This window comes from Aeromonas molluscorum 848 (genome assembly GCF_000388115.1).
GTDB lineage: Bacteria > Pseudomonadota > Gammaproteobacteria > Enterobacterales > Aeromonadaceae > Aeromonas > Aeromonas molluscorum.
The window spans coordinates 1-12,817 of record NZ_AQGQ01000010.1; the positions used below are offsets into that span (position 1 = coordinate 1).

The 12,817-nt window shown below is 55.6% G+C and carries 13 protein-coding genes and 2 pseudogenes; 2 read left to right on the forward strand and 13 right to left on the reverse strand.

Translation table 11 applies throughout. The features are described from left to right. Positions 1-36 precede the first annotated feature (36 nt). The 4 genes from hemN to G113_RS03180 all read right to left on the reverse strand — a co-directional run bounded on the left by hemN (position 37) and on the right by G113_RS03180 (position 3,890). Complete coding sequence (gene hemN, locus G113_RS03165) at positions 37-1,410, reverse strand: oxygen-independent coproporphyrinogen III oxidase (RefSeq protein ID WP_005893432.1); 1,374 nt, start codon at positions 1,408-1,410, stop codon at positions 37-39. Between the two features lie 27 nt (positions 1,411-1,437). Continuing rightward, on the reverse strand, positions 1,438-1,878 hold the full coding sequence (locus G113_RS03170; protein ID WP_051106557.1) for a DUF2489 domain-containing protein: 441 nt from the start codon (positions 1,876-1,878) through the stop codon (positions 1,438-1,440). 11 nt (positions 1,879-1,889) lie between these two features. Further along, complete coding sequence (gene yihI / locus G113_RS03175) at positions 1,890-2,456, reverse strand: Der GTPase-activating protein YihI (RefSeq protein WP_005893439.1); 567 nt, start codon at positions 2,454-2,456, stop codon at positions 1,890-1,892. Positions 2,457-3,272: 816 nt separating this feature from the next. Further along, entirely contained in the window at positions 3,273-3,890 is a 618-nt protein-coding gene (locus G113_RS03180) for a c-type cytochrome (RefSeq protein ID WP_005893441.1), read from the reverse strand. A 141-nt stretch (positions 3,891-4,031) separates the two neighbouring features. Between G113_RS03180 and yihA the strand changes: the two genes are divergently transcribed. After that, positions 4,032-4,682: a ribosome biogenesis GTP-binding protein YihA/YsxC gene (yihA, locus tag G113_RS03185; RefSeq protein WP_040318858.1), complete on the forward strand. Its 651-nt coding sequence runs from the start codon at positions 4,032-4,034 to the stop codon at positions 4,680-4,682. 850 nt (positions 4,683-5,532) lie between these two features. Here the strand turns inward: yihA and G113_RS22135 are convergent. The 9 genes and pseudogenes from G113_RS22135 to G113_RS03225 form a co-directional block, all read right to left on the reverse strand. Continuing rightward, positions 5,533-5,673, reverse strand: a pseudogene (locus G113_RS22135) (DUF1488 family protein); the annotation flags it as partial. Between the two features lie 75 nt (positions 5,674-5,748). After that, positions 5,749-6,567 carry a shikimate dehydrogenase gene (gene aroE / locus G113_RS03190; RefSeq protein ID WP_005893444.1) on the reverse strand — a complete coding sequence of 273 codons (819 nt, stop codon included), beginning with the start codon at positions 6,565-6,567 and terminating at the stop codon, positions 5,749-5,751. A 103-nt stretch (positions 6,568-6,670) separates the two neighbouring features. Then, positions 6,671-7,579, reverse strand: a complete 909-nt coding sequence (gene hemF, locus G113_RS03195) for an oxygen-dependent coproporphyrinogen oxidase (protein ID WP_005893447.1) — start codon at positions 7,577-7,579, stop codon at positions 6,671-6,673. A gap of 80 nt (positions 7,580-7,659) precedes the next feature. After that, positions 7,660-8,223: pseudogene (locus tag G113_RS03200) on the reverse strand (Sua5/YciO/YrdC/YwlC family protein); the annotation flags it as partial. A 45-nt stretch (positions 8,224-8,268) separates the two neighbouring features. Beyond that, positions 8,269-8,775, reverse strand: coding sequence for a 5-(carboxyamino)imidazole ribonucleotide mutase (gene purE / locus G113_RS03205; RefSeq protein ID WP_005893452.1), 507 nt, complete (start codon positions 8,773-8,775; stop codon positions 8,269-8,271). 73 nt (positions 8,776-8,848) lie between these two features. Beyond that, the gene (locus G113_RS03210; RefSeq protein WP_005893454.1) at positions 8,849-9,406 is read right to left on the reverse strand and encodes a DNA topoisomerase family protein; all 558 of its coding nucleotides are present in this window, start codon (positions 9,404-9,406) and stop codon (positions 8,849-8,851) included. A gap of 54 nt (positions 9,407-9,460) precedes the next feature. Further along, entirely contained in the window at positions 9,461-9,934 is a 474-nt protein-coding gene (locus G113_RS03215; RefSeq protein ID WP_005893455.1) for a DUF494 family protein, read from the reverse strand. Beyond that, positions 9,927-11,093 carry a DNA-processing protein DprA gene (gene dprA, locus G113_RS03220; RefSeq protein ID WP_040318860.1) on the reverse strand — a complete coding sequence of 389 codons (1,167 nt, stop codon included), beginning with the start codon at positions 11,091-11,093 and terminating at the stop codon, positions 9,927-9,929. The genes G113_RS03215 and dprA overlap by 8 nt, the downstream gene beginning before the upstream one ends. Positions 11,094-11,104: 11 nt before the next feature. Next, positions 11,105-12,193, reverse strand: coding sequence for a LysM peptidoglycan-binding domain-containing protein (locus G113_RS03225; protein ID WP_005893459.1), 1,089 nt, complete (start codon positions 12,191-12,193; stop codon positions 11,105-11,107). 108 nt (positions 12,194-12,301) lie between these two features. Between G113_RS03225 and def the strand changes: the two genes are divergently transcribed. Beyond that, entirely contained in the window at positions 12,302-12,814 is a 513-nt protein-coding gene (gene def / locus G113_RS03230; protein WP_005893461.1) for a peptide deformylase, read from the forward strand. Positions 12,815-12,817 lie beyond the last annotated feature (3 nt).

Genomic DNA, 12,817 nt, shown 5'->3' on the forward strand with positions numbered 1-12,817 from the left:
TTTTTTATGGATTGGCCAACACGGTCAAGGTCGCGATCAGATCACCCGGGAGAACTGCTGAGCCCGCGCCATATTGCGCAGATAAACATCGAAACACATGCAGATGTTGCGAATGAGCAGTTGGCCCGTGCCTATCACTTCCAGCCCGGTGTCGGTCAGTCGCACCAGACCGTCATCGACGAAGGTCTGCAGCAACTTGAGATCAGCGGCGAAGTATTCCCTGAAGATCAGACCATGGGCCTGCTCGACGGCAGCAAACTCCAGAGAGAAATCGCAGATGAGCCGCTTGATTACCTCCCGGCGGATAAGATCATCGGGCTTGAGCGCGCAGCCTTTCCACTGGGCATGGCCGAGCTCTTCCACCTGGGCGTAGTAGGCCTTGAGCTCCTTCTGATTCTGGGAGTAGGCATCTCCCATCATGCTGATCGAGGAAACCCCCAGCCCCAGCAAGTCGCAATCCCCCTGGGTGGTGTAGCCCTGGAAGTTGCGATGCAGTTTGCCCGCCCGCTGGGCCACCGCCAGCTCGTCGTCAGGTTTGGCGAAGTGATCCATGCCGATGAACTGATAACCCTGGCCGGTCAGGAAGGAGATGGTGTCTTGCAGCATGGCCAGCTTTTCCCGAGGCGCTGGCATGTCCGCCTCTTTCAGCTTGTGCTGGGCGGCAAAGCGACTCGGTAGGTGGGCGTAGTTGAAGATGGAAAGGCGAGCCGGATCCGTCTTGAGCACCTCCTCCAGAGTGTGATGGAAGCTGTCACGATCCTGATGCGGGAGACCATAGATCAGATCGAGGTTGGTGGAACGGAAACCCAGTTCACGGGCTCGCTCCAGCATGGCTCGGATGAAATCGTTGTCCTGCTCGCGGTTGACCGCCTGTTGTACCTGCTTGTTGAAGTCCTGCACTCCTAAGCTGATGCGGCTAAAGCCCAGCTCACGCAGCACATCCAGCATATGCAGCTCAATCTCGCGCGGATCCACTTCGATGCTGATCTCCCCCGCATCGGCGAAATGAAAATGCTCGCGCAACATGCCCATCAGGCGCCGGCTCTGGGCCTCGTCCAGATATGTCGGCGTGCCGCCACCCCAATGCAGCTGGGTCACGGTACGGTTGGCAAACAGCGGGGCCTGGGCGGCAATTTCCCGCTCCAGATAATCGAGATACTGATCGGCCTTGTGCTGATGACGGGTGATCACCTTGTTGCAGCCGCAGTAGTAGCAGAGCTTGTGACAGAAGGGGATGTGAACGTAGAGCGAGAGGTTGCGCTCGGGATACTGGCCGGCGGCGTGCACGAAGTCCGGATACCCGAATGTTTCGTTGAACTCCAGGGCGGTGGGATAGGAGGTATAACGGGGGCCGCTGTGATTGTATTTCTCGATCAGCGCCTGATCCCACACTAGGGGTTCGACTCGCACACTTGTTTCCTCATCGATTGGCCGGGATCAGTGACCCAGCTGGAAATCCTTCAACAGGGCGACATCCTTGAGGATCTGCGCCTCCAATTCGACCTCGTAGCCACTGCGTTCCAGATCCATCTTCATGATCTCGTTACGCTTGAGCGCCTTGCGGGCCTCATGGGTCGGCATCTCCTTTACCTTCTCGTACAGATCGTACAAACCGGGGAACTCTGCGGCGAAAGCACGCCCCTCTTTGATCTGCAAAGCATTGAGCAGGTTGGTCAGCCGTATGGCCCCTTCCGAGTAGTCACACTGACCATCACGCACCGCATGGGCGATGAGTCGCACGCTGTCAAGGATACGTTCGTTGCGCTCGCGTATGGCCCTTGCCTGCAGCTCGCCCTGACGACGCACCCGTGCAAGCAGCATGCCTGCATAGATGGCCAGCCCCAGTAAAATAAGGCTACCCGCCAGGGTAGCCAGTATCAGTGTTGTGCTCACTTCTTCTTGGGCTCAACAGGTTGCGGCTGATAGTCAGCCTTGTTGAAACGATCCCACAGATCTTCTTCAGTGGCCGGGGCCTGCGTCTCTTCGAAATCAGCCATGAGCGCCGGTTCCTCTTCATCCTCGTCATCTATGATGCCGAGTTCGTCCATCAGCTCCTGATAGCGATCGACGCGCTGATCAACCCAAGCCTGATCGGCGGCACTCAGGGTCTCCCCCTCATCCAGACGATCGAGGAAATCATTGAGGCGATCATCGTTCTCGATGGCGGCCAGCTCCTGTTCGGGAGTCAGCGTGAGGATTTTCTCTCTGGGGGCCTTGGCTGGCTTCGGCTTGCTCTGCTTGTCATCGACGATCAAGACGACCGGCTTGCGGGAGCCCAAACGGGGATCCTGCACTTGTTTATTGCCATTGTTTTTGGGCTCGGCAACCTGCTGGCGAGTCCCTGCCTTCAAGCCTTTGCGCTTGGCAGCACGTTTACGCTCGCGGCCTTCCAGGGCGCTGGTATCTGATTCTTTGCGCTTACCGGTGGGTTTGCGAGTGGGTTGTTTGGCCGACATGAATGACTCCGGGACATTGCTGGATATATAAAACCCGTCACGAGACACCTTGGGCGTCTGGCGGGATAGGATGCTGACAGTGAATAATGAGGACGAGCACAGGATCCAGCATCATTTGTGCCTCGCAAGGCAGCTGAACACCGCAGGATCGGTATCCTCTGGGCATGTTGCTGGTATTTTGACACAAAATGTCGGCCCGGGTTAATCATCCAATAGAAAAAAGGCAGCCGAAGCTGCCCCGATATGCTTGTGCGAGTCCTATACCTGTCGAGATCGCCCTTCCCTGATGCCTCACTTCATATCTTTATATGGTCATCCTGACCTTATTGATCGTTCCTGAATGTGCGTGTGCTTGCTTGACTCGACGCTCTACTCGGCTGTAACACGTCAAGGTGGTTGCCTCCCGCATCGCCCTCCCTTCCCGAGAGGTCACCATCCTGGTATTTCACTCCTTTGCCTGGCTCCCAGCCACTCCCGACATCCTTGCCCTCACCACTCCCTTGGTGAAGCCTTGACCCAATCCTTGGGCCATTTCCTTGTCACCACTCTATCAAGTTCGGTTACCGGCTCAATCCGATTGCAGCCTTAAAGTAGGAGGACAGACAGCATAGGAAGTGAATAACCAATTAAAAAATAATAACTTTATTTTATTTAATACAACTTTTTCAGCCTAGGCCGTCGAGCAAAATGGTGGATCTCGCACAGGGAGGACGGTCAAAGCCAACGCAAAACAAAACGGGGAGCCCTTGGGCTCCCCGTCTGGATCTGCTGATGCAATCACAGCAACATATTCAGGCGTGCGGTAATTCGCGGTGGTTAGTGCAAACCTGGCACGTATTTGGACAAAATTTCTATGTCCTGGTCAGTCAGCTTCTTGGCGATGTCTCGCATCATGCCATTGGGATCATTATCGCGAGTAGCGGCACGGAAACCTTCCAATTGGGCTTTGATGTAAGCCGGGTGTTGACCAGACAGGCTTGGGTACTTGGCCTGCTCTACGCCAGCACCACGGGGGCCATGGCAAGAAGCACAAGCTGGCAGCCCACGACTCATGTCACCCCCCATATAGAGCGCCTTGCCCGCGGCAACGACCTCATCAGGAACGGCTACAGGCGTAATTTGCTGGCTTGAGAAGTAGGCGGCCAAGTCATCCATATCCTGCTCTGACAAGGGCAAAGCCATGGCTCCCATGATGGGAGAAGCGCGACCAGTGTTACCAGAAGCGGCAGCCTTCAGTTCCACTAATTGTTTTTTAATATATGATGCGTGCTGGCCAGTGAGCTTGGGGTAAATATCAGCAGGGCTGTTTCCGTCCGGTCCATGACATGCAGCGCAGACCGCCGACTTGGTTTGTCCCGCAGCGGCATCGCCTGTGGCTTGTGCCATCCCCGTTACGCCAACCATCAGAGCAAGAGTAATGACTAGGTTCTTCATGGCGTTCCAACTTCTCGTTATTAGGCTTCCGATCCCATGCCGCTGAAGGCATGTTAAAATAAACGCGTTTAAGCGACGCCATTTTACACGATTTCACAAAAAAGTAACTCTATAACCCTCTCTCTCCATGGGGAATTTACGTTGGATACACAAACTCTGAATTTCAATAAGGTGCATTTTGTGACCAGCGCACCCGACATCCGTCACCTACCAAATGATGGGGGTGTCGAGATTGCGTTTGCCGGGCGTTCCAACGCAGGCAAGTCATCAGCATTGAACACCTTAACCAAGCACAAGAACCTGGCCCGGACCAGTAAAACCCCCGGCCGGACCCAATTGATCAACCTGTTTGAGCTAGAACCAGGCAAGCGTCTGGTCGACTTGCCGGGTTACGGTTATGCCCAGGTTCCACTGGAAATGAAGCTAAAGTGGCAAAAGTCACTGGCCGAATATTTGCAACGCCGTGAGTCCTTGAAAGGTCTGGTGATCCTGATGGATATCCGCCACCCGCTCAAGGAAACCGACATGAACATGCTGGAGTGGAGCTCCCACCGCGAACTGCCGGTCATGCTGCTGCTGACCAAGGCGGACAAGCTGAGTCCGGGTCCACGTAACACCCAAGTGATCAAGGTGCGTCAAGCGGTCGCCAATTTGGGCCCTCAGATCCAGGTAGAGGCCTTCTCCTCCCTCAACCAGATCGGGCTGGAAAAGCTGGCTCAAACCCTGACTGGCTGGTACCTCGCGGGCGAAGCCGCTGAAGGAACCATCGACGCCGAACAAGACGCCGATTAACACCGCCATTTTTCAATTAGCGGAGCAGGCTCCGCTAATTGAAACCCCTTTACCTCTCTTCTGCACACCTTGCCTGCCTGCCTGCCTGCCTGCCTGCCTGCCTGCCTGCCTGCCTGCGCGATGAACTCCATTCGCATGCTATGACGCAACTCATTATTTTAAATAGATAAAATATTTAATTCTCTTAAAGAATAAACAAACTGGCAACATGATAACGTTTTCAGCTCCCCACTGATCGCGGACAATAAAAAACAGTTCTATACAGCTAAATGTAATTTAATTACCAAGTAAAACCACGACAGGAGCGAAGCAGACTTAAAAATGAGGCCAGTTCCCTGGGTGGGAAACCGGCCTGAAGAAGCAGTTCAAAATTGGGAAGAAATGGGTCTTGAGAATAAATGACAACTGAGTTTACCCAAGAAACCCTCCTATTTTATCAAGGAATTGCCACTTTTAAAGCTTTTACTCTAAATTATGTACATAAAAAAACACCCCGACGATAACTCATCGGGGCAGCTATTCAGCCACATTCAATTACGTGAAATAAAAGGTCTGAAAGATAGAACATCTTACCTCTGTACCCTACGTCAATAACTGTACATCAAACCGGCAAAAAAGTGAAAGTAATTTATGTAACAAAGTTTCACGTCAATGCAAGATAGATTTTTCCTATTATTTTCAATAAGATAAAAAAACCCCAGTACGAATACCGGGGTGTTATAAAGGTGACTAACTAGCACTTCCTCAACTATCTAGTTAGTCAGCGCGATAATGACAAAGTTCCAGTCTTCTGAAAAAAAACTTTTAGGATCTAGAGATAGATCGCCAGGTTATCGACAAGATTTTGTTTTTAAACGAGTTTTACAAAAAGTTCTTCTCTGTAAAATCGCAGACTTTCGAAGGCGTTGAGCATGCCTTCTTCCCTCAGTAAGGAGAGATTGGCCAGCTTCTCCAGTCGATGACGACGGATGTAACAAGGGAGCGCAGCCCCAGCTACTAAGCAGAAAAGTAGAGTCGCTGCTGGCCCCCTGCCATAGCACCAAGTCTGGGACTTGCATGCTCTGGTTCATGCCCCCAGGTTACGCTTCAGCTCCCGCAGTACCTGAGCGGTGCCGGGGCGTATGCCCCGCCAGATGGTGAAGGCCTCGGCGGCTTGCTGCACCAGCATGCCGAGACCATCCATGATCTTTCGCGCCCCTCTCTCCCTGGCCCAGGCATTGAATGCCGTGTCATTGACGCCATACATCATGTCGTACACGGCAATGTCATCATGGATGAGTGTGGGCGAAATAGCCGGAAGAGTACCCTGCAGGCTGGCAGAGGTGGAATTGATCACCAGATCGAAAGGCCCCGTGAGCGCATCATATTGCGCCGCGACTATAGGTCCCAGGCTGGTGAAACGCTGGGCTAGCTGAGCCGCTTTGTCATGGGTACGGTTGGCGATCACCAAGGTTCTGGGTCCTTCAGCCAACAGGGGAGCCAGGGCTCCACGAGCGGCTCCACCCGCGCCGAGCAGCAGAATGCGGCTCTCGGCCAAGATAATGCCTTGAGCCTTGAGATCGGCAACCAGGCCAGCTCCATCTGTGTTGTCGCCGAGCAACAGGCCATCATCGGTCAGTTTGATGGTATTGATGGCCCCCGCCAGCTTGGCGCGCGGGCTCAGGCTGTCGACCAGAGTGAAGGCCTGCTCCTTGAAAGGCACGGTAATATTGCACCCCTTGCCCCCCTCGGCAAAGAAGCTGCGCAGCGCAGCGGCAAATTCGTCCGGCTCAGGATCGGCCAGGCCATACTCCAGCTGCTGCTGGGTTTGCCGGGCAAACAGGGTGTGAATGAAGGGCGACTTGCTGTGTCGCACCGGGTGACCGAATACCGCATACCTGTCCATCACGAGTTTCCATCTTGAGGATAATGATCCGATTTAACGGCTTTTCCCCGTATGGAACAAGTTCAATCCCCATGAAAAAGGGTCGCCGTAGCGACCCTTGCCATCAGAGCCACTCCCGCGGCTTGAGGTAATCCGTGTAGAGCAAGGCCTCCGCCGAACCTGGCTCGGCCTGCCAATCATATTCCCAGCGCGCCAGGGGCGGCATGGACATCAGTATGGATTCGGTACGGCCGCCGGTTTGCAGGCCAAACAGGGTTCCCCTGTCATAGACCAGATTGAACTCGACGTAGCGACCGCGACGATAGAGCTGGAACTGGCGTTCCCTCTCACCATAAGCCGTGTTCTTGTGGCGAGCCAGGATAGGCAAGTACGCATCGAGGTAGCCCTCGCCCACCGCCTGCATGAAAGCGAATGATCGCTCGAATGGCCAACGATTGAGATCGTCAAAGAAGAGGCCGCCAACACCGCGAGTCTCATCCCTGTGCTTGAGATAGAAGTAGCGATCGCACCAGGACTTAAACTCGGGGTAAATATCCTCGCCGAATGGCTGACACAGCCCATGGGCTACCTGATGCCAGTGCCGAACGTCCTGTTCGAATGGATAGAAAGGGGTCAAGTCAAAGCCACCACCAAACCACCAGATGGGATCTTCACCCTCTTTCTCTGCGATGAAGAAGCGTACATTGGCGTGACTGGTCGGCACATAGGGATTGTGGGGATGAATCACCAGCGAAACCCCCATCGCCTCGAAGCGGCGTCCGGCCAGTTCGGGTCTATGGGCAGTGGCTGAAGCGGGCATGGCATCACCATAGACATGGGAGAAGTTGACGCCGCCCTGCTCTATCACCTTGCCGGATCGCATCACCCGTGTGCGGCCACCGCCGCCGCCATCCCGCGTCCAGGCATCCTCGACGAAGCGGCCCAGGCCATCGGCCTGCTCCAGTCCTTGGCAGATACTGTCTTGCAGCGCCAGCAGGAAGGCCTTGACCGCGGCCACATCAGGTTTGCTCATTGCTTCTCCAGCCAACGGGATCACAAAGTCCCGCCTCGTTATAGTCTTGTCACAACGTCGCCGACGGGGCCAACGCGATGTCAGGAGGGACGGATCAAGGCGCCAGTGCGGGCATCTTTGATCTCGGACGGGTTACATAGACCGCCCACCTCCCCAATCTGTATATGGGCCAATTGCCCAGCCAGCTCATGCCCAATCTGGGAAACGCTGCGGGCGGGCTCTTCACCCGTGAGATTGGCGCTGGTCGATACCAGCGGCTTGCCGAAGGCGCGACACAGGGCTTGTACCTGAGGATGGGCGCTGATCCGTACCGCCAGGGTATCGAATCGGCCAGTCAGCCAGTCAGGGGTATGTGCCTTGGCCGGCATGATCCAGGTGAAGGGGCCGGGCCAGCTGGCCAGTACCCGGGCGCGCTGCTCGTCGCTCAACTGGGCCAGATCGATATAGGCCTCCAACTGGGCCAGATCGGCGGCAATCAGGATCAGCCCCTTCTCCACCGGTCGCTGCTTGATGGCAAGCAACAGCTGCACGGCGGCCTGGTTATCAGGATCGCACCCCAGGCCAAACACAGCCTCGGTGGCATAGGCAATGACGCCGCCAGCACGAAGGGCGGCGACGGCTTGTTCGAATTCGTTCTGCATAGGAGATTCTGTATCAAAAAATGCGGCAGCCGAGCTGCCGCATGGGACTTATTTCAGCAGTTGAGCCTGAAGAGCGGCATCTTTGGCCATCACTTCTTCGGCATTTTTCTGGCGCTCGGCACGCACCTTGGCGGCCAGAGCATCATCGGCCACGGCCAGCATCTGGGCAGCCAGATAACCTGCGTTCTTGGCGCCCGCCTTGCCGATGGCAACGGTCGCAACCGGTACGCCACCTGGCATCTGCACGGTGGAGAGCAGTGCATCCAGACCCTTGAGCGGGCCACCGTCTATGGGGACACCGATCACGGGACGGGTGGTGATACCAGCAACGGCACCGGCCAGGTGCGCAGCCAAACCAGCGGCACATATGAAGACCTTGCAACCGCGGGCTTCGGCATCGGTGACATACTGGTGGGTCGCAGCCGGGGTACGGTGCGCAGAGGTGACTTTCACTTCCACTGTGATATCAAAGGACTTCAGTACTTCTAAGGTGGTCTGCATCACGGGAAAATCAGAATCAGAACCCATCAGTACAGCAACAAACGGTTTATTCATGGTGGGAATTTCCTTACTCCAAGTGGGGGGTTGAAGTTACCGCAAACGTTTCGCTCGCTCGGCGGCGGCGCGATTATACCTGCTCGTTTTGATGACCGCATTTCTTTTGCGGGCAGATCAATCTTAATGTGCCCCTCACCCGCTTCTCGACCACGATACCCCAGCCACATTTGGAACAAGGTACGGCCACCGGCTTGTCATTGACCACATATTTACAGTGGGGATAGTCATTACAGCTGTAGAATTGCTTGCCATAGCGGGAGGTGCGACTGAGCAGATGGCCCTTGCCACAGGCAGGACAGGGGATCTGGGTATCGTCACTCTCCTGCAGTGAGGCCATGTGCTGACAGGCGGGGTATTGGGTACAGCCGACGAAAAGACCATAACGCCCTTTCTTGATGGCCAGCGGCTGACCACAATCGGGACAAGCCGAGCCTTCCAGCACCTTCTCGATATCGCGACTGGACGGAGTCAGGGAGCGGATATAATCGCAAGCGGGGTAACTGGCACAGCCGAGAAAGGGACCGTGCTTGCCCTGGCGGATCACCAATGCAGCCCCGCACTCTGGGCAAGGCTCACGCTCAAGCGCATGCTCGTGGGTAGAAAAGAGCTGATGGTCGATCTTGGACATGGGCCGCGCCTCGAATTCGGATGATCCAGATTCTACCAGCGCGGCACCTGGCTGTCAGTGCAGTATGCCGTCCGACTCGTCGAACACCAGCTCTTCCATCTGGTGGTAAGCGGTCTCGCTACCGGGGACATTGAACAACACCATCATAACGACCCACTTGAGGTCATCGAGTTCGATGTCGGGTTTGTCGAGTTCGAGCAGTCGCTCGATGCAGATCTCACGGGTCTCAGCATTGAGCACCTGGGCTTGCTCCAAGAACAGCATGAAACCGCGGCATTCAGTGCCCAGTCGCACCAGCTCCTCGGGGGCATAGATTCGCATCGAACCCTGAGCACTGGCAGTGACATAGACTTCACGTTCGCTATCGTGCAGATTGGCCAGCCGCTCCAGCCAGTTGAGAGCCTTGTTGATCTCGTCCTGGTCAAAACCGGCACGGGTCAACTCGTCGGTGAGTTCATCTTGTTCGACCGTTACATCGGCATCACTGTGGATGTAGGTCTCGAAAAGGTACATCAGTACATCAAACATGATTCGCCCTCCTCGCTCTGACGTATCCACCGGCTACCGCTATCACAACACCTGCCAGCTCAAGCTCGACTAATCTGCCCAGTACCACCTCGACAGGAAGCTCGGTCCGTTCGGCAACGGTATCCACACTCGTGGTCTCATAATCTACGTTATCCAACAAATCGGCATAAGGCAATGCACTATTAATACCGGCATTGACGTCGGCATTTTCATCAGCGTTGGCATTCGAGACAGCACCTGCCCCCCCTGGTGGAATACAGATCTGTGTCCAGTTGAGTTCAGCCAGTACATCCTCGGCATTGAGTACCAGCTTGGCACCCTGCTGGATCAGCCTGTTGCAACCCAATGCCTGCTCGTTTTGCGGGGCACCGGGCACAGCAAATACCTCACGACCTTGTTCCAGTGCGTAACGCGCCGTGATGAGGGAGCCACTCTGCTCGGCCGCCTCGACCACCAGGGTGCCAAGGGAGAGGCCACTGATGATGCGGTTACGGCGAGGAAAGTGCTCGGCCAATGGCCCCTTGTCCGGCGAAAATTCGGAGATGAGCAGGCCACCATTGATCAGGATCTGCTCAGCCAGGAGTTGATGACGTTTGGGGTAGACCTGATCCAACCCCGAGCCAAGCACGGCAAGGGTGATGCCGCCGACGGCCAGCGCTTGCTGATGGCAGACACCATCTATGCCAAGGGCCAATCCCGAGGTGATGGCCAATCCGGAACCCGCCAATGCCCGGGCCAGCCTGGCGGCATTATCCTTGCCCGCATAGCTTGGGTGACGACTGCCCACCATGGCAATCTGCGGCAAACATAGCACGTCGAGCTCGCCACGACAGTAGAGCAAGAGGGGAGCTGCGGGGATCTCCCGCAGCAAGGGAGGATATTCGGGACTGTCACGACAGATGAGCCTGTTGCCGGGGCCGTCAGCCCACCTGAGCGCCTCCTCCACCCCGATGCCGGGATGGCGCAGGGCCCTGACTTGCTCACGACTCAGGCCCACATCATGGAGATGGCCATCACTGCAATCAAACAGCGCAGTTATGTCACTCTCTGGATCTTCTTCGTCGGCGCTCTCGGCCAGGGCGCTCAGCAGACGCGATGCGGTGACAGGCCCAACCCCGGGTACGCTTTCCAGTATCAGCCAGGCTCTGAGCTCATCCATGATGGCCACGCTCAGAAATTACTGACCTTGTAGCCGGTACTCACCATGTCCTGGCTCTGCAATATCATGCCGTAGCTCAACTTGTCATAGACCTTGAACAGCATGATGCGGGCTATGGACTCGTCAGGCAGGGGAGTCCGACCGGCGGAGTGAAATCCCTTGTCATACAGTGAGGAGAAGTCTCGATAGGAAACCTTGCCATATTTGTCAGTCAGACGGATCCCCGGACGCTGCACATCCAGCACATCGCCGGGTGCCATTTGATCGCGAGCCCCCTTGTTGATCAGGACAATATCAAACTTGCCACCACCACGAGCCTTGCTCGGCAACTCGACCACATAGCCAGGGCCGGTGACCGGGGCAGCCCTGGGGGTAAACAGGGCAGAGAGACTCTCCTGAGCCGGCAATGGCATCAGCTTATCCCCTTGATAGACTTCGCGCTGATTGCTGGTGAGAGTGATACGGCTACGATCCTTGGCCAGCCGTGCCTGCGCATGGGCCGTTCCCACGAAGATAGCCTCCTGTCCCAGCAGCTCACGGGTCTTCTTGTCTTTATAAATGGTACCTGGCCGATAGATGCCATAATCCTGACCCGGGGTCAGATCACCCTGCACATAAAGGGTTGCCCCCTCCAGCATGCCGATATGGCCTTCGTTTTCCCCCAGGATATAGGGCAGGGCTTTGCTCTCCTGGCGCGTCGCGAAGATATGATCGGTCTGCATGAAGGGACCTATTTCGCTGAGCGGCAGCGTCGGGATGGGATTGGCTTTACTCTCATAGTGATTCTTGGGAGAGAGCGTGATGACCCGCTTCCCACCCTGCACCGCCTTCCCCAAGCGGGGCTGACCATTGATCCAGCTCAGTTGCAGTACATCCCCCGGGTATATCCAGTGTGGATTGGCAATCTGCGCATTGATATTCCAGAGCTGGGGCCAAAGCCAAGGCTGATCGAGATACTTACCGGAAATATCCCACAGGGTGTCGCCCTTCTGGACCACATAGTTGCTGGGATAACCGCTCTTGAGGGACAGCGTCTGGGCCTGTGCGCCCTGGCTTGCCAGGGCCAGCAGACAGGCAAAAGTCGTTTGCTTCAGATACATAACACTCCCTGTTATTTCTGTGCGCAAAGTGTTGCTGTTTTTTGTCGGCGTAAATGACTAGAATTACGTCAATATTGACTGCAATTATACGAAACTAAAGATAAGACTATGGCCATTCTAGATGTATTGCGTTTCCCCGATGAACGTCTGCGTACCGTTGCAGCCCCTGTCGAGACCATTACACCCGAGTTACAACACATTGTAGATGATATGTTCGACACCATGTATGCGGAGGAAGGCATTGGCTTGGCCGCAACCCAGGTCGACATACATCAGCGCATCATAGTTATCGACGTCTCTGAGGATCGAGAAGATCCCCTGGTACTGATCAATCCGGAAGTCATTGCCCAGTCAGGCAGTACCGGTATTGAAGAGGGTTGCCTCTCAGTGCCAGGCAGCCGCGCCCTGGTGCCTCGTGCCGAGTGGATCAAGATCCGCGCCCTAGACCGTAACGGCAAACCGTTCGAGCTCGAAGCGGACGATCTGCTCGCTATCTGCATCCAGCATGAGATGGATCATCTGGTGGGCAAACTGTTTGTGGATTACTTGTCCCCACTCAAGCGCCAGCGTATCCGTCAGAAACTGGAAAAAATGGCGCGCGAAGACCGTAAAGCCGGTTAAGGA

Coding starts and splice junctions, on each gene's coding strand:
- yihI (WP_005893439.1), bottom strand. CDS start 2,456: ATGTCGGCCAAACAACCCACTCGCAAACCCACCGGTAAGCGCAAAGAA.
- G113_RS03180 (WP_005893441.1), bottom strand. CDS start 3,890: ATGAAGAACCTAGTCATTACTCTTGCTCTGATGGTTGGCGTAACGGGG.
- aroE (WP_005893444.1), bottom strand. CDS start 6,567: ATGGACAGGTATGCGGTATTCGGTCACCCGGTGCGACACAGCAAGTCG.
- hemF (WP_005893447.1), bottom strand. CDS start 7,579: ATGAGCAAACCTGATGTGGCCGCGGTCAAGGCCTTCCTGCTGGCGCTG.
- purE (WP_005893452.1), bottom strand. CDS start 8,775: ATGAATAAACCGTTTGTTGCTGTACTGATGGGTTCTGATTCTGATTTT.
- G113_RS03210 (WP_005893454.1), bottom strand. CDS start 9,406: ATGTCCAAGATCGACCATCAGCTCTTTTCTACCCACGAGCATGCGCTT.
- G113_RS03215 (WP_005893455.1), bottom strand. CDS start 9,934: ATGTTTGATGTACTGATGTACCTTTTCGAGACCTACATCCACAGTGAT.
- dprA (WP_040318860.1), bottom strand. CDS start 11,093: ATGGATGAGCTCAGAGCCTGGCTGATACTGGAAAGCGTACCCGGGGTT.
- G113_RS03225 (WP_005893459.1), bottom strand. CDS start 12,193: ATGTATCTGAAGCAAACGACTTTTGCCTGTCTGCTGGCCCTGGCAAGC.
- def (WP_005893461.1), top strand. CDS start 12,302: ATGGCCATTCTAGATGTATTGCGTTTCCCCGATGAACGTCTGCGTACC.